The organism is Isoptericola sp. BMS4 (genome assembly GCF_011634835.1).
Classification (GTDB): Bacteria; Actinomycetota; Actinomycetes; order Actinomycetales; family Cellulomonadaceae; genus Isoptericola.
The window spans coordinates 2,644,358-2,665,569 of record NZ_SIRP01000001.1 but is presented as its reverse complement, the minus strand read 5'-3'; the positions used below and the strand labels follow the sequence as shown (position 1 = coordinate 2,665,569).

General features: G+C 71.4%; 17 protein-coding genes. 11 read left to right on the top strand and 6 right to left on the bottom strand.

Translation table 11 applies throughout. The annotated features are described in order from the left end of the window. Positions 1–58: 58 nt before the first annotated feature. The 4 genes from EYB28_RS11955 to EYB28_RS11940 form a co-directional block, all read right to left on the bottom strand. Complete coding sequence (locus EYB28_RS11955) at positions 59–1,957, bottom strand: BNR-4 repeat-containing protein (protein WP_166848127.1); 1,899 nt, start codon at positions 1,955–1,957, stop codon at positions 59–61. Positions 1,958–1,968: 11 nt separating this feature from the next. Continuing rightward, the gene (locus tag EYB28_RS11950; protein ID WP_166848125.1) at positions 1,969–3,273 is read right to left on the bottom strand and encodes an extracellular solute-binding protein; all 1,305 of its coding nucleotides are present in this window, start codon (positions 3,271–3,273) and stop codon (positions 1,969–1,971) included. A 65-nt stretch (positions 3,274–3,338) separates the two neighbouring features. After that, positions 3,339–4,277, bottom strand: coding sequence for a carbohydrate ABC transporter permease (locus EYB28_RS11945; protein WP_240930526.1), 939 nt, complete (start codon positions 4,275–4,277; stop codon positions 3,339–3,341). Then, positions 4,274–5,200 carry a carbohydrate ABC transporter permease gene (locus EYB28_RS11940; protein ID WP_166848123.1) on the bottom strand — a complete coding sequence of 309 codons (927 nt, stop codon included), beginning with the start codon at positions 5,198–5,200 and terminating at the stop codon, positions 4,274–4,276. The genes EYB28_RS11945 and EYB28_RS11940 overlap by 4 nt, the downstream gene beginning before the upstream one ends. Positions 5,201–5,518: 318 nt before the next feature. Here EYB28_RS11940 and EYB28_RS11935 point away from each other — a divergent pair, with 318 nt between their 5' ends. The 8 genes from EYB28_RS11935 (at position 5,519) to EYB28_RS11900 (ending at position 17,260) form a co-directional block, all read left to right on the top strand. Beyond that, complete coding sequence (locus EYB28_RS11935; RefSeq protein ID WP_166848121.1) at positions 5,519–6,535, top strand: LacI family DNA-binding transcriptional regulator; 1,017 nt, start codon at positions 5,519–5,521, stop codon at positions 6,533–6,535. Between the two features lie 213 nt (positions 6,536–6,748). Further along, the gene (locus EYB28_RS11930; protein ID WP_166848119.1) at positions 6,749–8,929 is read left to right on the top strand and encodes an alpha-galactosidase; all 2,181 of its coding nucleotides are present in this window, start codon (positions 6,749–6,751) and stop codon (positions 8,927–8,929) included. Next, the gene (locus tag EYB28_RS11925) at positions 8,926–9,864 is read left to right on the top strand and encodes a carbohydrate ABC transporter permease (protein ID WP_166848117.1); all 939 of its coding nucleotides are present in this window, start codon (positions 8,926–8,928) and stop codon (positions 9,862–9,864) included. Before EYB28_RS11930 ends, EYB28_RS11925 begins: the two co-directional genes overlap by 4 nt. A gap of 7 nt (positions 9,865–9,871) precedes the next feature. Continuing rightward, positions 9,872–10,822: a carbohydrate ABC transporter permease gene (locus EYB28_RS11920; protein ID WP_166848115.1), complete on the top strand. Its 951-nt coding sequence runs from the start codon at positions 9,872–9,874 to the stop codon at positions 10,820–10,822. Between the two features lie 91 nt (positions 10,823–10,913). Further along, entirely contained in the window at positions 10,914–12,260 is a 1,347-nt protein-coding gene (locus EYB28_RS11915) for a sugar ABC transporter substrate-binding protein (RefSeq protein ID WP_166848113.1), read from the top strand. Positions 12,261–12,336: 76 nt separating this feature from the next. Continuing rightward, positions 12,337–15,243 (top strand): hypothetical protein, encoded by a 2,907-nt coding sequence (locus EYB28_RS11910; RefSeq protein ID WP_205710904.1) that lies wholly within the window; start codon positions 12,337–12,339, stop codon positions 15,241–15,243. A 152-nt stretch (positions 15,244–15,395) separates the two neighbouring features. After that, complete coding sequence (locus tag EYB28_RS11905; protein ID WP_166848110.1) at positions 15,396–16,613, top strand: pyridoxal phosphate-dependent aminotransferase; 1,218 nt, start codon at positions 15,396–15,398, stop codon at positions 16,611–16,613. A gap of 74 nt (positions 16,614–16,687) precedes the next feature. Next, positions 16,688–17,260, top strand: coding sequence for a MerR family transcriptional regulator (locus tag EYB28_RS11900; RefSeq protein ID WP_166848107.1), 573 nt, complete (start codon positions 16,688–16,690; stop codon positions 17,258–17,260). On the opposite strand, the gene EYB28_RS11895 is transcribed toward EYB28_RS11900, so the two are convergent. Further along, positions 17,241–17,501 (bottom strand): hypothetical protein, encoded by a 261-nt coding sequence (locus tag EYB28_RS11895; protein ID WP_166848104.1) that lies wholly within the window; start codon positions 17,499–17,501, stop codon positions 17,241–17,243. The two genes, EYB28_RS11900 and EYB28_RS11895, sit on opposite strands and share 20 nt — an antisense overlap. 27 nt (positions 17,502–17,528) lie before the next feature. After that, positions 17,529–17,918, bottom strand: coding sequence for a RidA family protein (locus EYB28_RS11890; protein WP_166848101.1), 390 nt, complete (start codon positions 17,916–17,918; stop codon positions 17,529–17,531). Positions 17,919–18,007: 89 nt separating this feature from the next. On the opposite strand from EYB28_RS11890, the gene EYB28_RS20495 reads away from it, so the two are divergent. The 3 genes from EYB28_RS20495 (at position 18,008) to EYB28_RS11875 (ending at position 21,194) form a co-directional block, all read left to right on the top strand. Further along, positions 18,008–18,142, top strand: a complete 135-nt coding sequence (locus EYB28_RS20495) for a hypothetical protein (RefSeq protein ID WP_255461515.1) — start codon at positions 18,008–18,010, stop codon at positions 18,140–18,142. A 161-nt stretch (positions 18,143–18,303) separates the two neighbouring features. Next, positions 18,304–19,797, top strand: coding sequence for a GH32 C-terminal domain-containing protein (locus EYB28_RS11880; RefSeq protein WP_166848098.1), 1,494 nt, complete (start codon positions 18,304–18,306; stop codon positions 19,795–19,797). 47 nt (positions 19,798–19,844) lie between these two features. Beyond that, complete coding sequence (locus tag EYB28_RS11875; protein WP_166848095.1) at positions 19,845–21,194, top strand: ABC transporter substrate-binding protein; 1,350 nt, start codon at positions 19,845–19,847, stop codon at positions 21,192–21,194. Positions 21,195–21,212 lie beyond the last annotated feature (18 nt).

Sequence of the window (21,212 nt, the reverse complement as noted above, 5' to 3'; positions counted from 1 at the left end):
GAGCCGGGTACGGCTCGGTGGTGCGGGTGGCGCGTGGGTGTGCGGCGCCGGGCGGGGCTCAGCCCGGCAGGACCTCGATCTCGAAGACCCGCGCGACGTCGGTGTCCGAGGCGGACGGGTCGGTCGCGACCAGGCGGAGCCGGTCGGCGGAGGTGCCGTCGGGCACCGGTACCGTGACGACGCCGGCGGTGCTGCCGGTGTACCGGCCCACCTCGGCCCAGCCGGCGGGCGTGTGCAGCTCGACGGTGAAGTCGCGCAGCACGGCGCTCGCCGGGTCGATCGCGGCGCGGTAGCCGCTGTGCACGCGGACCGTGGACACGGCCTCCGCGGCGCCCCAGTCGACGGTGATCGTCGGGGTGGTGTCGCCGACGGCGGAGACCCAGCGGCTGTCGTCGGTCAGGCCGCCGTCCACGGCCTTCTCGCCGCCGGTGTCCGCGCGCAGCACGGACGAGACGGTGGTCGTGGCGCCGAGCGCCAGGTTGTCGCCGACCGTGCCGCCGTCGTCCCCGTCACCGCCGTCGCTCACGTCGGCGACGACGTCGGCGAGCGGCTCGCCGGGGATCGCCCCGCCCGTGCGCGGGACGTCGGCGACGAACAGCGTGCCGGACGTCGGGCCGGTCTGCGACGCGCTGAGGTACAGCACGTCGGCGCCGGTCGGCGTGGTCCGCGCGGCGATGCGCTGCTGGCCGGGCTGGGTGCCGCCGATCGCGCCGTAGCGCCAGGACGTCTCGCCGGTCACCTGCTCGGCGCGCACGACCTTGCTGCGCGCCGCGCCGTCCACGGTGCCCGTGACGACGGCGTACGCGCGGGTGATGCCCCCGGCGGAGGTGGCGTCCAGGGCCGCGATCGTGTCGATGTCGCTGCCGAGCGCCTCGGCGTCGACGATCGTCTCCCGCTGCCAGGCGCTGCCGTCCCAGCGGGCGAAGCGCACGTCGAACCGGTCGGCGGTGCCGTCCGGCAGGGCCTCGGCGTAGCGGTAGACGACGCCGGCGAGCTCGTCGCCGTGCACCGCCAGCTTGGCCGTCTGCACGGTCGGGGCGTCGGTCTGCAGCGTCTCCCCGGCCGCGAACGGCTGGTAGAGCACGGCGCCGCCGGCGTCCGGGGTGATCGGCGTCGTGACGGCGTTGCCGGCGGCGTCGCTCCACGAGCCGTCCGCCGGGTCGTACACGGCGTACGAGCCGGCGTGCCGGTACGGGCCCGCCGCCCAGCGGTGCCACTCCCACAGCACGTGCAGCCGCCCGTCCGTGCCGACCTCCAGGTCGTCGGGGTACACCGACGCGCCGGTCGCCGACGCGAACACCGCCACCCGCGACCAGTCGTGGGTCGCCGTGTCGTACCGGTAGAGGCGTCCGTCGCGGATCGTGGCGCCGTCGCGGCCGCCGCGCACCATGACGTACACGTCGCCGTCGGTGCCGCGGGCCGTCACCGGGTAGGTGATCGGCACGCCCTGGTCGGGCATCTCGGAGCTGACGTCCACCAGCGACGTGACGTCCCCGGGGGCGGTGGACCGGTAGTACTGCCACGGCACGTGGTGCATGGAGGCGAACGCGTGGATGTAGCCGTCGCCGTCCACGATGATCGACGGCTGGTTGTGGCCCGAGTCGTCGAGGAACGTCACGCAGCCGCCGTCGCCCGCCTGCAGGCAGCCGTCGGTCCACGTGCCGTCGGCGCCACGGGCAGCGACGTGCACCTCGTGGCGCCCGGCGTCGGCCGCGGGCGCGTCGTAGGCGACGTAGGTGACGCCGTCGACGACGTCCAGCGGCGTCCACCAGCCGGCGTTGTTCGTGGGGTCGACGGGGAACGGGAGCTCGCCGACCTGCGCCGTGAACGGCATCGCTCGGTGCGGTGCGTCAGCCGTGGCGGGCGGGGTGGCCGCGCCGACCGTGGCGGCCGCCGCGAGGGCGGTCGCCGCGGCCGCGAGCGCGGTGGGTCGTCGGGGGATGGAGTGTCGTCGCATGGTTCCTCCGCTCAGTCGATGAGGCCCTGGGCGGTCTCGCCCGCGTGCGCCATGGCCGACTTCGCGTCCTTGCTGCCGACCAGCACGGCCTGCACCTGCTCGGCGATGGCGGACTCGATCTGTGCGTACTGCGGGTAGGCCCAGAACGGGTTCGACGTCGCCGTGGCCGTGATGCGCTCGCTGAACTGGGCGCCGAACTCGTCGGCCGCGACCTCGGGCAGCGCCAGCGCCGACTCGGTGGCCGGCGGCAGCCCCCGCTCCTCGAAGTACTCCCGCGCGGCGTCCGGGTCGGAGGTCACCCACCGGGCGAAGTCCGCGGCGGTCTCCGCGCCCTCGCCGTCGACGACGGCGATCGCTCCGCCCCACACGAGGGCGCGCGGGGTGTCGCCCGCGGCGAGCACGGGGCGCGACTGCGCGGCGAGCTTGCCCGCCAGGTCCTTGTCGGGGGACTCGGTGACGACCGCGTCCCGGCCGACGATCGCGTCGTCGTAGATCGGGGTGCGCCCCTGGGCGAACAGGGACCGGGCGTCGAACCGGTCGACGTCGGGCGCGATGAGGCCCTTGTCGTAGAGCTCCTTGTACCAGGTGACGGCCTCGACGCTGGCGTCGTCGCCGATGGTGACGGTGCTGCCGTCCAGCAGGGGGCTGCCGAACGTCTCCATCCAGATGAGGATGTCCTTGAGCTGTGCCGCCTTGGTCGACGCGGCGTAGGGGATGACGCCGTCGCCGAGCTTCTTGATCTTCGTCAGCGCCGTGGTGAAGTCGTCGATGGTGACGGGGAACTCGTCGACCCCGGCCTTGGCCAGCATGGCGCTGTTCGTGACCAGGCCGATGGCGCCGATGTTCCACGGCAGACCGTACTGGACGCCGTCGAACTGCGCGGCCGTGAGCCCCGCCTCGGTGTAGTCGACGCCCTCGGCGAGCGGCCCGAGGTCCTGCAGCTTGCCGAGGGCGGCGAGCGAGCCGAGCCACGCGACGTCGACGTGGGCGGCGCCGGTGAACTGGCCGCCCTGCACCTGGAGCGTCAGCTGGCTGATGTACTCGTTGTACGGGTAGGACACCTCCTCGATCGAGACGCCGTTGTCGTCGCCGTAGGCGCCGAGAAGCGACTGGATCGCCGGGGCGGCCGTCTCCTCGGTCAGCGACCAGGACGAGAACGCGAAGTCCGTCTTCGCGCCGCCGCCCGTGGCGGCCGTGCCCGCCGACCCGCCGGCCGACGGCGCGCACGCGGCGAGGGCCGCGGTGCCGGCACCGAGACCGAGCAGCTGGAACAGGTGGCGGCGCGTGAGCGCGGTGTGGGGGATGGGCGTGGTCATGGGGGTCCTCCGCTTCGAGGGTCGGGTCGAAAGATGTGGTGCGGGTTCGGGGTGGGTGCGCGCGGTCAGCCCTTGACCGCGCCGGCGGTGAGGCCGCCGACCAGGTACTTCTGCAGGGCGATGAAGGCGATGGCGACGGGCAGGGACACGACGAGCGAGGCCGCCATGAGCTCAGGCCACGCCGTCGACGCCTCGCCGATGAACGTGTTCACGAGGCCGGGCGGCAGCGTCTGCTTGTCCGGGCCGGCGAGGGTGAGCGCGAAGATGAAGTCGTTCCAGCCGCGGACGAAGGCGAACAGGCCGGCGGCGATGAGGCCGGGCGCCGCGAGCGGCAGCACGATCGAGTGGATGATCCGGAGCCGGGACGCTCCGTCCACGCGGGCGGCCTCGACGAGCTCGTCGGGGATGGTGTCGAAGAAGCCCTTGAGCATCCACACGCACAGCGGCAGCGTGAACGTGGTGAAGCTCAGCACCAGCGCGGTGTACGTGTTGAGCAGCCCGTACGCGCTGAACACGCTGTAGAGGGTGACGAGCAGCAGCGCCTGGGGGAACATCTGCGACGCGAGCACCAGGTACATGAGGGACCGGCGCCCGCGGTAGCGGAACTTGGAGAACGAGTACCCCATGTACGCGGAGACGAGCACCGACAGCACGGCCGTGATGACCGAGACGACGACGCTGTTGCGCAGGTAGACGAACAGCTGCTCGTTCGACGCGAGGGCTGCGAAGGCGTCGAGCGTGGGCGCGGCGGGGAACAGGCGCGGCGGGTAGGCGAACACCTGGTCGCGCGGGGTGAGCGCGGTGGCGAGCAGCCAGTAGACGGGCAGGAGGCCGAAGCCGCCGCACACGACCACCGTGACCCAGGCGGCGAGGCGCACGCCGGGGCGCTCGGAGCGCAGGGCGGCCCGGCGCCGCCGTGGGGCGGGCGCGGGCGCGGGGGCGGTCGTGGCCGCGGGCGCCCGGCCCGACGGCGGGGTGGCGGGGAGCTGCGTCGTCGCGCTCATCGCTCCTCTCCCTTCTCCGAGAAGCGGACGTACACGACGACGAGCCCCATCAGCAGGACCATCCACAGCAGGCCGAGCGCGCCGGCGCGGCCGAGGTCGAAGCCGTGGAACGCCGTCTCGTAGACGGCGGTGGCGAACGTCTGGGTGGCGCCCGCGGGGCCACCGCCCGTGAGGACGTAGATGATGTCGAAGTGCTGGAAGTTCCAGATGAACTCCAGCAGCAGCACGAGGCCGACGATCCCCTTGAGGTGGGGCAGCGTGATCGCGAGGAAGCGGCGGACCGTGCCCGCGCCGTCCATCTCGGCGGCCTCGTGCAGCTCGCCGGGGACGGTCTGCAGGCCCGCGAGCAGCATGACCATCATCCAGGGGAAGGACTGCCAGGTCTTGGCGAGGATCACGGCGCCCATCGCGGTGCCCGGCTGGGCCAGCCACGCCTGGGGGCCGTCGACGAGGCCGAGCGTCTCGAGCAGGGCGTTCATCACACCGTAGTTGGCGTTGAAGATCCACATCCACAGGAACGACACGACGACGCCGGGCACCAGCCAGGGGATGAGCATCAGGCCGCGCAGCACCTTCGCGCCACGAATCTTCGTGTTGAGCGCCAGGGCGAGGGCGAACCCGACCACGAACGGCAGGACCGTGGTGCCGACGGTGAAGACGAGCGTCTGGCCGAGGAGCCTCAGGAAGTCGCCCTGCAGCACGTCGACGATGTTCTGCAGCCCGACGAACGTGCGCCCGGGGATCACCAGGCTCTGCTCGAAGAACGCGGTGACGAGCGCCGCGACCAGCGGGTAGAGGACCACGCCGGCGAGCAGCGCCACGCCCGGCAGCAGCAGGAGGACGGCGAACTGTCCGTCGCTGAGCCGTCGTGGTGCCTGTTGTGATTCTGTGTGTTTTGTTGTGTGAACTTCTGAGACCGTCATGGCCACATCCCTGTGGGTCGTTCCTCGGCATCGAGGGGGCGGCTGTCGTGCACCAGTGCGGTTCAAGCCCGCCATCTGGCCACTACTCGGTTGTCTGCCGCCAACAATGTCCGAACGCCCGGTGTTCGTCAAGGCGTGTGCATGCTTGTTGCGATTCTGTGACAGGTATCAAAACTTCACAGTTACGAACGACAGAACGTGCCTGCTGCCGTCGGGGTGGGTTCGTCCCGCGGGCGTGGAGGTCTCACGTCAGCACGGGGAGGGTCGTGCGGATGCGACGGGCCGCCGTGGCGCGATGCCGGCGGATACTCTTCATCTGTGCTTCGACCGGAACAGCAGCCTCCCGTGCTTCGCGACGTGGCGGAACGTGCCGGCGTGAGCCTCTCCACGGTGTCCAGGGTGCTGACGGGCCGCACGCCGGTCAGCGAGGGGCTGCGCGCCCGTGTCGAGGCGGCTGTGGCCGAGCTCGGCTACCGGCCCAACGCGGCGGCGCAGACCTTGGTCAGCGGCCGGCGGTCGACCGTGGCGGTGCTGGCCAGGAACACGGTGCGCTACGGGTACGCGGCGACGCTGCAGGGGATCGAGGAGGCGGCTCGGGCCTCGGGTTTCGTGGTGACGATCGGCGTCATCGAGTCGGAGGAACCGGACGCGATGAAGGGCGCCGTGGACCTGGTGCTCTCTCAGCCGTTGGCCGGAGCGATCGTGGTGGAGTTCGATGCCCTCGGCGTCGCGACGCTGGACGCCCTGCCGGAGTCTCTGCCGGTCGTCGCCGCAGCGGGTGCGCGGCGCAAGGTGGGATCGAGGCCCCACGCGTTCCTGGACGACGAGGCCGGGGGGCGCGAGGCGACCGAGTACTTGCTGGGCCTCGGTCACCGTACGGTTCACCACGTCGCGATCCCGGCGACGCGTGCCCGGTCGGGGCGCAGCTGGGGATGGCGCGCGGCGATGAAGGCCGCCGGCGTCGAGCCCCCGAAGGTCATCCAGGCGAGCTACGACCCGGACTCGGGCTACGACGCCGGTCAGCGGCTCGCGCGGGACCCTTCCGTGACGGCGGTGCTCTGCGGCAACGACGAGCTCGCCATCGGTGTGATGCGCGCGCTCGCCGAGGCCGGGCGCCGGGTTCCGGACGACATCAGCGTGGTCGGGTTCGACGACCAGCCGTTCGCGCGCATGTGGACGCCGCCGCTGACGACGGTGTCGCAGGACTTCGTCGGGCTGGGGCGGCGGACGTTCCAGCTACTCGCCGAGTGGACTGCGACGGGACGCAAGCCGCGGAGCACGTCCGCCTCCCCGCGCCTCGTCGTGCGGTCCAGCACCGCCGCACCACCCGCCTGACGGCGGCGTCTCCCCGGCGCCCGGCGGCTGCGGCGGTGCTGTGCGCCGACGAGCTGCCGGCGGTCCCGCAAAAGTGGCTCCGGGTGAAATCCGCCACTTCATTTCTGACCAACGTTTGCAGAACGAGCCCAACACCCGCTAGCGTCTGACCAACGTTTGCAGAACCATCCGCGACGCAGCGGGTGCGACGAAGGGGTTGCGCGAGTGGGCATCATGCCGAAGGTCGAGGGCGCGTCCGCCCGCACGGAGAGCGCCTGGCCTCCAGTGGTGCAGCTGGCGGCAGCGGGCGTGGCGGTCGTGCTCGCCCTGCCGCAGGACGCACTGCCGGTGGTCGTCCACTGGGGCGCGGACCCGGGCCCCCTCGACGAGCCAGGTCTGGCGGACCTCGAGGCGGCCGCCTCCCCTGCGTTGGCGACCAACGGCGTCGACGGCCACGTGCCCGTCGCGGTCCTGCCCGAGGCATGGACCGGATGGACCGGCGCCCCCGGGCTCGAAGGACACCGCGAAGGCACCGCCTGGACCCCGCGGTTCACGCCGGTGGCCACCGCCGTCCGGCACGACGACGCCGGGGGAGCGGTGACGACGACGGCGGTCGACGACCGCGCCGCGCTGCGCCTCGAGCTCGAGATCGAGCTCCTGCCGTCCGGCCTGCTGCGGCTGCGTGGAGCGGTGACGAACCTCGGCGAGGAGACCTACGTCGTCGACGCCCTGCGTCTGGCCCTCCCCGTGCCGACGTCGGCCGACGAGATCATGGACCTCGCCGGGCGCTGGGCCAAGGAGCGGGTGCCGCAGCGCCGCGCGATGACCGTCGGCACCCACCTGCGCGAGGGTCGCCACGGCCGGACCGGCGCGGACGCCGCGACCGTCCTGGTGGCCGGAGAGCCCGGCTTCGACTTCGACCGCGGCGAGGTCTGGGGCCTGCACGTCGCGTTCAGCGGCAACCATCAGGTGGCGGCCGAGCGCGCGTTCGACGGCCACCGGTTGCTCAGCGGCGGTGAGCTTCTCCTGCCGGGAGAGGTCGAGCTCGCCCCGGGCGAGACCTACTCCTCGCCGCGCCTCTTCGCCGGGCACGCCGTCGGCCTCGACGAGCTCGCCGGCCGGTTCCACACCTACCTGCGGTCGCGGCCGCACCACCCCCGCACGGCCCGGCCGGTGACGATGAACGTCTGGGAGGCCGTCTACTTCGACCACGACCTCGAACGGCTCACCGAGCTCGCGGACCGGGCCGCTGAGATCGGCGTCGAGCGGTACGTGCTCGACGACGGCTGGTTCGGCTCCCGCCGGGACGACTCCTCGGGCCTGGGCGACTGGCACGTCGCCGAGGACGTGTGGGGCGACGGCCGGCTCAAGAAGCTCGTCGAGCACGTCCGCGGGCTCGGGATGGAGTTCGGCCTCTGGTTCGAGCCGGAGATGGTCAACATCCGCTCCGAGGTCGCCTCCGCCCATCCCGAGTGGATCCTGCAGGTCCCCGGCCGCCTGCCGGTCGAGGCCCGCCGGCAGCAGGTCCTCGACCTGACCCACCCCGAAGCGTTCGAGCACGTGCTGACGAGCATGTCCGCCGTCCTGGCCGAGCTGAGCGTCGACTTCGTGAAGTGGGACCACAACCGGGACCTCGTCGACGCCGGCTCCACGCGCACGGGCCGCGCCGGGGTCCACGAGCAGACGCTCGCCGCCTACCAGCTCATGGACGCGATCCGCGCCGCCCACCCCGGGATCGAGATCGAGTCCTGCTCCTCGGGCGGCGCACGGATCGACCTGGAGGTCCTCGAACGCACCGACCGCGTCTGGGCCTCGGACTGCATCGACGCGCGCGAACGTCAGCAGATCCAGCGCTGGACGGCGCAGCTCCTTCCCCCGGAGCTGGTGGGCAGCCACGTCGGCGCCGACCGCGCCCACACGACGGGCCGGCGGCTCGACCTGTCGTTCCGTGCCGCGACCGCGCTGTTCGGGCACTTCGGTATCGAGTGGGACCTCTCGGCCGCCGACGCGACCGAACGCGCCGAGCTGCGCGCCTGGGTCGAGTACTACAAGGAGGTACGCGACCTCGTGCACACCGGCACCACCGTCCGGCGGTCCCTCGAGGCGGGCGACCTCTGGTTGCACGGGGCGGTCCGCCCGGACCGCTCGGAGGCCCTGTACTCCGTCACGGTGAACGAGCGTCACGTCACGTGGCCGCCGGGCCGGGTGCGCCTGCCCGGCCTGGACCGCGACCGCACCTACCACGTGCGGCCGTCCGGTCCCGACGTGGCGAGCCAGACCGGCCCCCGCGTCTATCCGGCGTGGTGGCAGTCCGGCCTCTGGCTGTCCGGCGCGGCGCTCGCGGACGCCGGGGTGAGCGTCCCGGCGCTGGACCCGGACCACAGCGCCCTGATCCACGTGGAGGCCGTGCGATGAGCGCCGTGACGGACGCACCGACCACGACGGCGGCACCCCGGAGCTCGGCCGGCCGACGCTCGCGCAACCTCGGCGACCTCCCCGCCGCGCTCGTGTTCATCCTGCCGGCGACCGTCGGGTTCGTCGTCTTCCTGCTGTGGCCGACCCTCCGCGGCATCTGGCTGAGCTTCACCGACACGACGGCCTTCCAGACCGGCGGGTTCATCGGCCTCGAGAACTACCGACGTCTCGCGGACGACCCGGTGTTCTGGAACGCCTTCGGGGTGACGCTGTGGTACGTCGTCCTCAACATCGGCATCCAGACCGTCCTGGCCGTCCTCGTCGCGGTCCTCATGCACCGGCTGACGAAGTCGATGGTGGTCCGGGGCATCGTCCTCACGCCGTACCTGGTGTCCAACGTGGTCGCCGCGATGCTGTTCCTGATGCTGCTCGACTACCAGCTCGGGTTCGTCAACGAGGTGATCGAGGCGCTGGGCTGGGACCGGGTGATGTTCTTCGGCGACCAGTCGCTGGTGATCCCGACCATCGCGCTCGTCAACGTGTGGCGGCACGCCGGGTACACGGCCCTGCTGGTGTTCGCCGGGCTGCAGACCATCCCCGAGAACCTCTACGAGGCGGGCCGGGTCGACGGCGCGTCCGAGCTGCGGATGTTCCGGTCGATCACGATGCCGCTGCTGCGCCCGTACCTGGGGCTGGTCCTCATCGTGACGATGATCGGGTCGTTCCAGGTCTTCGACACGGTCTCCGTCGCGACCCAGGGCGGCCCGGCCAACGCCTCGAACGTCATCCAGTACTACATCTACGAGGTCGCCTTCAGCCGCGGGTACGACTTCGGCTACGCCTCGGCGATGTCCGTGGCACTCATGGTCGTCCTCGCGACCATCTCGATCGTCCAGTTCCGGCTCACCCGGGCCAACCAGAACGACATGGCGTGAGGCACCGATGACCACCACCGCTCCGTCGCCCACCGCAACCACGGCCCCTGAGCCGTCGTCCGGCGAGGTCCGCCGGCGCCGTCGCCGGCCCTCCGCCGGCCGGTTCCTCGGCTGGCTCGTCCTGGCGCTCGTGATGCTCGCGACGCTCTTCCCCTTCTACTGGATGCTGCGCACAGCGCTGTCCACCAACGCCGCACTGCCCGGCGGCGCGGCCGACCCGCTGCCCGTCGGCCTCAGCGTCGAGGGGTTCCGCCGGGCGCTCGGGCTGGCCACGGCGGCCGAGTCGCTGGCCGACGGCGGCTCGGGGGCCTCGCTGGACTTCCCGCTCTACCTGATGAACTCGGTGATCGTGGCCACGCTGGTCACCGTCTTCCAGATCTTCTTCTCGGCGATGGCCGCGTACGCCTTCGCCCGCCTGCGCTGGCCGGGGAGGGACGTCGTCTTCGGCGTCTTCCTGGCCGGGCTCATGGTGCCGGTCATCTTCACGCTGCTGCCCAACTTCCTGCTGATCCGCGATCTCGGCCTGTTGGACACGCTGCCCGGCATCGCGCTGCCCACGATGATCATGACGCCGTTCGCGGTGTTCTTCCTGCGGCAGTTCTTCGCCGGCATCAGCGTCGAGATCGAGGAGGCGGCCCGGCTCGACGGTGCCGGGAGGTTCCGGACCTTCTTCACCATCATCCTGCCGATGGCGTCACCGGCCGTCGCCACCCTGGCGATCCTCACCTACATGACCGCGTGGAACGACTACCTGTGGCCGCTCCTCGTGAGCCAGTCGGACCAGTCGCGCGTCCTGACGCTGGCGCTGGGCATCTTCCGTGCCCAGGCGCCGCAGTCCGCACCCGACTGGGCGGGACTCATGGCAGCGACCCTGCTCGCCGCCCTGCCCATGCTCGTGCTCTTCGGCGCCTTCGCTCGCCGCATCGTCAACTCGATCGGCTTCACCGGGATCAAGTGATGCGGGCCACCGGGACGGCACCGTGCCGCCTCCCTGCGTCACACCACCACTCCGCACCATCGACGCGGATGACTGCGAAAAGGAGACATCAATGAAGCGCAAGACAGCACCGGCAGCGCTCGTGGGCGTGGTCGCTCTCGCCCTGAGCGCCTGCTCTTCGGGCGGGGGGTCGGGGTCGGGCGGCGACGGAGCCGGGGAGATCACCTACTGGCTGTGGGACTCCAACCAGCTCCCGGCCTATCAGGCGTGCGCGGACGCGTTCACCGAGGCGAACCCGGACACCACCGTGAAGATCGAGCAGTTCGCGTGGGACGACTACTGGACCAAGCTCACCGCCTCGTTCGTCGGCGGTTCTGGTCCGGACGTGTTCGTCGACCACCTGTCGAAGTACGGCGAGTTCGCCACCCAGGGCCAGGTCGTGGCCCTCGACGAGATGATCGAGCGGGACGGGTTCGACACGAGCGTCTACGCCGACGGCCTGCTCGACCCGTGGCAGTACGCCGACGGCTCCACGTACGGCCTGCCGAAGGACTGGGACACCACCGCCTTCTTCTACAACACCGCGATGCTGGACGAGGCGGGGATCACGTCGGAGGACCTGTGGGCCGCCGACTGGAACCCTGACGACGGCGGCACCTTCGAGGAGATCGTCGCCCACCTCACGGTCGACGCGAACGGGGTCCGCGGTGACGAGGAGGGTTTCGACCCCTCGGCGGTCGAGGTGTACGGGCTCGGCATCAACCCGAACTTCGAGGAGACGGGGCAGATGCAGTGGGCCAACTTCACCGGCACGCTCGACTGGGACTACCTCGACACGAACCCGTGGGGCACCCGCTACAACTTCGACGACCCCGAGTTCCAGAAGGCGATCGACTGGTTCTACGGCCTTGCCGAGAAGGGCTACGCGCCCGCCGCCGGCGTCTTCTCGGACGAGACGCCCACCCAGGTCGGCTCGGGCCAGGTCGCCATGGGCACCAACGGCTCCTGGGCGACCGGGTCCTTCATGGAGCTCGACGGCGTAGACGTCGGCATCGCGCCGGGCCCCGTCGGCCCTGAAGGGGAGCGCGCGTCCCTGTTCAACGGCGTCGCCGACTCCATCAGTGCCTCGTCGGACAACAAGGAGGGCGCCTGGAAGTGGGTCCAGTTCCTCGGCTCGACGGACTGCCAGGACATCGTCGCGGAGCACGCCGTGGTGTTCCCCGCGATCCCCGAGTCCTCGGAGAAGGCACTGGCCGCCTTCGACGAGAAGGGCTGGGACGTCTCGGCGTTCTTCAGCTACGAGGAGGAGGGCCGCACCTTCCTGCCGCCCATCACCCTGAACGCGGGTGACGTCAACGCGATCGCGTCCGTCGCCTTCGAGGACATCTATCTCGGCAACGCGGACGCGTCGTCTCTGACGGTCGCCGACGAGCAGATCGACGCCGTCCTCCAGCAGTAGACCGGCCACGACACCACCGGGGCGCGCCGGAACGGCGTGTCCCGGTGACGACAACCATCACGAAGGAGTGAGTTGCATGCATGACCGTTCGAGCAGGAGACGAAGCGACGGGGGCGTGGGCGACCGCGCCCGCAGGATGCGGCGGGGCGTCGCCGTGGCCGCGGCGGCGGCCGTCGGCGCCGCGGGCGCGGTGCTGCCGATGAGCGCGGCGGCGGCCGCCGACCCGGAGGTCATCGAGATCGACCTCGCCGCCACGACGGGGGACTTCCAGGGCGGGGCGTCGGGGATGCTCTACGGCCTGGGTGACGACGGCGTGCCGACCGACGCGATCGTCGCCGGTGCGCGCCCCACCAACGTCACCCAGAAGGCGCCCCACGGGGAGCAGCACCCGAACGGGGATCCGCTCGAGGTCGAGCGGTCGCTCTTCGAGAACGGGGGCGAGTACCTGATGGTCAACATCCAGGACTACTACCCCGACTGGCCCTACAACGGCGGCCAGCGCCCCGAGGACTTCGACACCTACCTCGAGATCGTGCGCACCGTGGTCACGAGCATCGTCGAGGAGTCCGCCTACCCCGAGCGCTACGTCTTCACTCCGTTCAACGAGCCCGACGGCATCAACTGGTACGGCGACTGGGACACCATGCGCGACACCTTCCTCGCCGACTGGGAGGCCGCCTACACCACGATCAAGGAGATCTACCCCGAGGCGCGGATCGCCGGCCCGGGCGACGCCTGGTGGCACGGGGGCAGCACGCGCGAGATCCTCGAGTCCGCGAAGGCCAACGGCACGCTGCCGGACATCTGGACCTGGCACGAGCTCGGGCGCGAGAACCTCGCGACGTTCCGGTCGCACCTCGCGGAGTTCCGGCAGATCGAGCAGGAGGTCGGCGTCGGGCCGCTCCCGGTGAACATCACCGAGTACGCGATGCGTCGTGACATGTCGGTGCCCGGTCAGCTGGTGCAGTGGCTGTCGATGTTCGAGGACGAGAAGGTCGACGCGCAGACCGCGTACTGGACCTTCGCCGGCAACCTGAACGACAACATGGCCAAGAACAACAGCGCCAACGGCGCGTGGTGGCTGCTCAAGTGGTATGCCGACCTCACCGGCGAGACCGTCGAGCTCACGCCGCCGGCGCTCGACGCCGTCGACACGCTGCAGGGCACGGCCACGATCGACACCGAGGGCCGGCAGGCGACCGCGATCTTCGGCGGCGGGAGCGAGGACGTCCGGGTCGAGATCGACGGGATCGACACCGAGGTCTTCGGGGACACGGTGGACGTGCAGGTGCGTGAGGCCGAGTGGTCCGGTCAGGAGGGCGCGGCGCTGAACCCGCCGGTCGTCGTCGCCGACCGCGTGGAGGTGGCGGACGGCTCGATCCAGGTCGACGTGCCGAACGACAACCGCCACTCGGCCTACCAGCTCGTCGTCACCCCGCCGCTCGCCGAGCAGCCTGAGGTCGACTCGACCTGGCGCGACGTCGTCGAGGCCGAGGACACGACCCTCCACAACGCGACCGTGGACCACCAGCCCGCCGACGACAACTGGACCTTCGCGGCGTCGAACCAGCACGACGTCAGTGGTCTGACGTCACCCGACTCGTCCTTGACCTGGCCGGTCGAGGTGCCCGAGTCCGGCACGTACCGGCTGCGTGTGGTGGCGGGGACCACCGTGGCGGGACGCCACGCGCTGTTCGTGGACGGCGAGCACGCCGCGACGGTGCAGTACGAGGCCGGCTTCAACGCCCGGTACCGCGGCAGCGCCGAGGTGCTCGTCGACCTCGAGGCCGGGACGCGGGAGCTGTCGCTGCGCACCAGCATCGACGGGTCCACCGTGCTGCCCGGGTCGAACGTCACCGTGGACAAGCTCGAGCTGTCCCGCGTGGCCGGACCGGACGCCGAGGTCTACCCGGCACACCTCGCCCGGATCGACGGCGGTTCGGTGCTGTTCGACGGGTCGGCCACCGCCGGCGACGTCCGCCTCGACGCCGACGGTGCGGCCACGTTCTACGTCGCCGCACGGGACACCGGCTACCACGACGTCACGCTCGACTATGCGGCGGCGCAGGCCACCGGGCTCGGGCTCGAGGTCAACGGCCGCCCGGTCGAGGGTCTCACGGCGGCCGACGCCGGGCGCTGGAGCTCGACGGTCCGCCTCCACCTGGCCCAGGGCATCACCGAGATCACGGTCCGGGCGCAGGACCAGGTCGACCTCACGTCGTTGCGCACCGTGCGTGCCGCGGAGGGCGACGAGGCCGTCGTCGAGGTCGAGGCGGAGGACGCCCTGGAGCTGCACGGCGGGGCACGGGTCGACGCCGTCGCAGAGCCGACCAACGTCTCGGGCGACAACGTGGGCTGGCTCGGCGGCGGCGCCGACAGCTACGCCGTCTGGCAGCGGCCGGAGGGCGTGCCCGCGGGTGCCTACAACTTCGTGGCCGACTACGCCAACGCCGAGAAGAACACCGGTCACGCCTACAACACCGACGTGGTCACGCGGTTCCTCGACATCACCGAGGAAGGCGGCACGACGACGCGGGGCGCCTACCGGCACAACTACTCGTGGCAGGGGTTCTGGACCCACACGGTCCCGCTCGATCTGACGACCGACGACGGTGCGCTCACCCTGGGGAACGCCTCCGGATGGGCACCGAACCTCGACAGGCTCGCGCTCGCCCCGCTGGTGCTCGACGTGGCCAACGAGTCGGCGGGCTCGCCGCCCGAGGTGTCGATCAAGGAGGGTGCGAGGTTCACGGTCGGCTCGGACGGCACGTACCGCAAGGTGTCGTTCACGCTGGTGGCCGGGGCGGCGGGCCTCGACCGCCTGACGCTGAACGGCGTCGAGCAGGATCTGGGCGGTGCCGAGCGCTTCGACCTGGACAAGGTCACGAGGGGGCGCTTCGGCGCCCAGCGCGGCGAGAACACGCTCGTCGTGTACGACATGCTCGGAAACACCACCGAGACGACGTTCACGCTCATCGGCTGACGACGTCGGATCCGGGCATGGCCACCACGACCGCCGTCGTGGTGGCCATGCCCCTTCCGCGGGCCGACTCGGCCGTGAACGCGAGCAGATCGGGCCACTCGTCGCGGATCGGCCGTACCCACCACGGCGCTCGGCACGGGATGATGGGGACCGTGCGTACCATCCGGCAGTCCCAGAAGCTCCGCGGAGTCCGCTACGACGTCCGCGGCCCGATCCTGACCGAGGCCCAGCGCCTCGAGGCAGAGGGCCACCGCATCCTCAAGCTGAACATCGGCAACACGGCGCCGTTCGGCTTCGAGGCACCGGAGGCGATCCTCGCCGACGTCGTGCACCACCTGCCCGAGGCGCAGGGGTACAGCGACTCGCGGGGGATCTACGCCGCACGCACCGCCGTCGCGCAGTACTACCAGTCCCGCGGGCTGCGCGACACGATGGTCGACGACGTGTTCATCGGCAACGGCGTCTCCGAGCTCATCTCCATGGTGCTGCAGGCGTTCGTCGACGACGGCAACGAGATCCTCGTGCCCGCGCCGGACTACCCGCTGTGGACGGGCGCCGTCACCCTGTGCGGCGGCACACCCGTGCACTACCGGTGCGACGAGGAGAACGGCTGGATGCCGGACCTCGAGGACCTCGAGTCGAAGATCACCGAGAACACGCACGCCATGGTGATCATCAACCCGAACAACCCCACGGGCGCCGTGTACAGCAAGGAGATGGTCGAGGCGATGGTGGACATCGCCCGCCGTCACGACCTCGTGGTCCTCACCGACGAGATCTACGAGAAGATCCTGTTCGACGGCGCCACCCACCACCACGCCGCGGCGGCCGCGGGCTCGGACGTGCTGTGCCTGACGTTCTCCGGGCTGTCCAAGGCGTACCGGGTGTGCGGCTACCGCGCCGGCTGGGTCATGGTCTCCGGCCCCAAGGAGACGGCGGGCGAGTTCCTCGAGGGCCTCACGCTGCTGGCCAACATGCGCATGTGCGCCAACGTGCCGGCGCAGCACGCCATCCAGACGGCGCTCGGCGGGTACCAGTCCATCGACGAGCTGATCGTGCCGGGCGGGCGGTTCTACGACCAGGCGATGCTCGCCGACAAGCTGCTCAACGAGATCCCCGGCGTGACGTCGGTGCGGCCGCGGGGTGCGCTGTACTGCTTCCCGCGCCTGGACCCCGAGATGTACCCCATCGAGGACGACGAGCAGTTCGTCATCGACCTGCTGCGGGCCAAGAAGATCCTCGTCACCCACGGCACCGGGTTCAACTGGTTCGCGCCCGACCACTTCCGTCTCGTCACCCTTCCGGACGAGGAGGTCCTCACCGAGGCCATCGGCCGGATCGCGGAGTTCCTCGCCACGCGTCGGCGATAGGCGGGCTGACCGCAGGCGGTGGGCGAACCGCCTCGTCTCGGGTCGTTGACCTTGACACCGTGTGATGCGGTCTGGTGGGGGTCGACATGTTGAGCATCGGAGAGATCGCGCACAGCACCGGTGTCTCGCGGCGAATGCTGCGGCACTGGGAGGACATGGGATTGCTGGCCCCGGCAGTCATCGAGCCCATGACCGGCTACCGGCGCTACCAGGAGAGCCAGCTGGGGCGTGTTCGAGCCATCACGGAGCTGCGCGCGCTCGGGTTCGGCCTGACCGAGATCGGTCAGCTGCTCGACCCGCAGATCGGGCAGCTCGCGCTGGAATCGCTTCTGGCTCACCAGGCGGATGTCCTGCAGCAGCAGATCACCGAGGCCTCGACGCGTCTGGTCCACGTCCAGCACCGCTTGGACGTCATCCGGAGCAAGTCCCAGGAGATCATCATGAACCTGTCCCTCACGACCCTGCCCAGCCTCGACCTCTGGGGGCTGAGCGCCACCGTCCTCGACGAGACCGAGATCGGTCATGCGGTGAGCGAGCTGTCCCGTCGCCTGCCACGGACCGATGGAGAGATCGTGCTGCTGTACGACGGTACGGAAGACGATCGCATCACTGTGTCGGCCGGGGTCGTCAGGCGCCCTGCCGTCTGACGACCCGCAGCTGCCAGCCGACGGCGCCTGCCGCGACCGCCAGCGCGAGCCACCCCAGGCCGTGGAGCAGCGCGCCGTGCGCCGAGGCCAGGAGGTCCGCGGCGTGGCCGGGGCTGCCCGCGTCGCCGAACGCCGTCGACAGGTACCAGCGGTTGCCCCACCGGAACCCGTCGGCCACCGCCAGCACCAGCGCGACGAGGGTGACGACCCGGGCGAGGGCGTGGAGACGGGGCGTGCGCACGGGTCGAGCGTAGGCGGCTGAGGCGGATCAGCCCTCCGGCACCGCCGCGACGGCCTCGACCTCGACAAGGGCTCCGGGGCGGGCGGGTGCGACGGCGAGCACGGTGACGGCGGTGCGGGAGCGCCAGACCTTCGCGGACGCGGCGTAGGCCGCGTTCGGGTCGACGGACGGGTCCAGGTAGATCGTCAGCTTGGCGACGTGCTCGGCGTCGGTGCCGGCCTCGGCGAGGACGGCGAGCACGTTGCGCAGGGCCTGCTCCGTCTGCGGGCCGAGCCCGCCGTCGACGATCGCGCCGTCAGGCCCGGTGCCGTTCTGGCCGCCGACGTACAGCGTGCGCCCGGCGGGCAGGATCATGCCCCAGGCGAAGGCGGGGTTCTGGTGCAGCTGCGGCGGGTTCACCGGCGTGGGTGCGGTCATGACGTGTCCCTTCGTCGTCGTCTTCACGAGCGTTCCGTGTGCCACCGACACGACCTCGGGGTCCGCGCCTCTCCGACCATTCGCAACTGATGGTTGACGGAGAAGACGCAGGGGACGCCGGCCTCGGCGGCTTCCTGGAGTTCCGGTTCCCGGACGGCGGCTTCGACATGGAGGTCATCCAGCTGCGGCCGCGGCAGCGGGTGGTGTGGCGGGAGCCGGTGTGATCCCTGAGCGAGTTGTCAGGCTCTGTGCGAGGTATACCTCGCGCAGAGCCTGACAACACGCGTCAGGTGCCACCCCTTGTCGTCTCCGGGATGCTCCTGCTATCTTGCTCAAGCGTTTGATCATGAAGATCAAGCGTTTGATCACGACCCGAGGAGTTTCGTTGTCGGAGACCACGTACTACCGCCCGGCCGGCGCCTGGGTCGGTGACGTCATCCCCGTCGGGCGCGACGACGCGTTCTGGCTGTACTACCTGCACGAGCGGCGCGAGACGCCGTCGGCGGGGATGCCGTGGCACCTCGTCGTCACCGACGACCTCGTGCGCTACGAGGACCGCGGCCTCGCCGTGCCGAGCGGAGGCCCGGACGCGCCGGACCTCAACGTCTACACCGGCAGCGTCGTCACCGACGACGACGGGACGCACCACCTGTTCTACACCGGCCAGAATCCGGACCGGTGCGGTGCCGACGGCCGGCCCCTCCAGCTCGTCATGCACGCCGTCAGCACGGACGACATGCGCACCTGGACCAAGCTGCCGGAGGACACGTTCGGCGCCGGGCCAGGGTACGAGACCGGCGACTGGCGCGACCCGTTCGTGCTCCGCGACGACGCGGCCGGCCTGTGGCGCATGATCGTCACCGCCCGCCACGACGCCGGTCCGCAGCGCCGCCGCGGCGTCCTCGCCCAGCTCACGTCCCACGACCTGCGGCACTGGGAGCCCGTGGGGCCCCTGTGGGACCCGGGCCGCCACGTGGCGCACGAGTGCCCCGACGTCTTCCGGTGGGGCGACTGGTGGTACCTCGTCTACTCCGAGTTCTCCGACGCCTTCGCCACGCGCTACCGGATGGCGCGCTCCCTCGCCGGCCCGTGGGTCGCGCCCGAGCGCGACACGATCGACGGCCGGTCCTTCTACGCCGCCAAGTCGGCCGAGCGCGACGGGCGGCGCGTCTTCTTCGGCTGGATCGCCACCCGTGAGGGCGGCCACGACGACGGCCCCTGGGAGTGGGCGGGCACGCTCGCCACGCTGGAGGCGCGCCGGCACGACGACGGCACGCTCGGGTTCGCGATCCCGGCCGAGGTGCTCGACTCGTTCGCCGAGCCTCTGCCGGTCACCCTCGGCGACGCGGGGGAGGCGGCGGTCGGGCGCCCCGACGGGTACGACGCGGTCCTCGCCGACGGCGACGTCCCCGACCGGTACCGCGTCCGCCTCGACGTCGAGATCCCCGCCGACGCCACCGGCCGCGCCGCGTGCGCGGAGACCGGGCTGCTGCTGCACGCGAGCGACGACGGCGACGAGGCCTGGGCGCTGCGCCTCGAACCCCGCCGCGGACGCCTGGTGCTCGACCGCTGGCCCCGCCGCCGGACCGGCGGCGAGCAGTGGCAGATCTCCGGCGACGTCCCGCATGCGGTCGAGCTCGAACGCCCCTGCGACCTGCGGGCCGGCCGCCACCGCCTCGACGTGGTCGTCGACGGCGAGATCCTCCAGGCGACGCTCGACGGTGACGTGTCGCTGAGCACCCGGGTCCACCGCCGCGCCGGCGACCGGATCGGCGTCTTCGCCGCCGACGGCGTCGTGCGCGCCGACCTCGCCGTCACGACCCGCGGCGACCGGCCGGCGCCGGAACCCGTCCCCGCGGCCGTTGCCGCCACGTCCTGATTGACCTGTTCACCCTGACCCCATCCGCTCGATCAACGGAGACGACGATGAACCCCACCCGACTCACGGTGGCCGCCGGTGCGGCCGCGACCGCCCTGCTCCTGGCCGGCTGCTCCGGAGGTGGTCTCGGCGGGGGCGGCACCGACCCCGCCGACGTCGCGCCCGCCGGGGAGGTGGAGCCCCGCGAGATCTCGTGGCTGCTCTCCCGACCTGCCGACGGCGGCGTGATCACCACCATGGAACAGCTCGCCGACGAGTACGCCGCCGAGCACCCGGGCTTCGAGCTCAACCTCATCACCACCCCGGACCGCCCGTCCTACATCCAGCGGCTCGAGACCCTCGCCGCCGCCAAGGAGCTGCCCGAGCTGTTCGACATCGACGCGACCCCCTTCGCCCAGAAGCTTGCCGACCAGGGGCGGATGATGGACGCGGAGGCGCTGCTGACGGACATCGGCGTCCACGACGACTACCGGCCGGCCGCGCTGAGCTACCAGCGATTCGACGACGGGTCGCTGTACATGGTGCCGTTCGAGTTCCAGGTGGAGCTGTTCTGGTACAACACCGCGCTGTTCGAGAAGGCGGGCGTCGAGGTGCCCGCTACCCTCGACGACTTCCCGGCGATGTGCGAGGACCTGCGCGCGGCGGGCACCACCCCGATCGCGCTGGACGGCCAGGACCAGTGGCCGCTCGAGCGGTACATGGCGTACCAGCCGTTCCGCGCGTCCGGCAACGACTTCGTCCGCGACCTCAAGCGCGCCGACGCGAGCCTCGCCGACCCCGTCGGCCGCGACGCCGTGGCGTGGATCGCCGCCCTCGGGGAGGCCGGCTGCTTCCAGGAGGGCTTCTCGTCCACCGGCTACGCCGACGCGCAGGCGCTGTTCACCTCCGGCAAGGCCGCCGTCTACAACATCGGCACCTGGGAGCTCGCGAACCTCGCCACGGACGCGCTCGACGCCGGCGTTCGGGACGACGTGGACTACTTCACGCTCCCGGTGACCGACGGCGCCGCGACCGCGGAGAACGAGTACGTCTCGCCGTCGGGCATCGGCATGGCCGTGAACGCCCGCACCTACGACCCGCTGGTGCGCGACTTCCTCGAGTTCGCCCTCACGCGCTACCCCGAGCTGTACGCGAAGACGGGCGCGATCTCGCCCACGACGACGGCGGAGACCACGATCCCCGACAACGCGACGCCGCTGTACGAGCGCGCGGTCGCCGAGGCCGACGCCGTGGGGGACGTGAGCGCGATGCCGTGGGACACGCAGCTCGACCCGACGTCCAACTCCCGGCTGCAGCAGGAGCTCACCCTCCTCGTCCAGGGTGACATCACCGCCGACGAGTTCGTCACCACCATGGACGCCACGATCGCCGAGCACGGCGCGGCCGCGTTCGAGTGACCGCCGCCCCCGACCGCC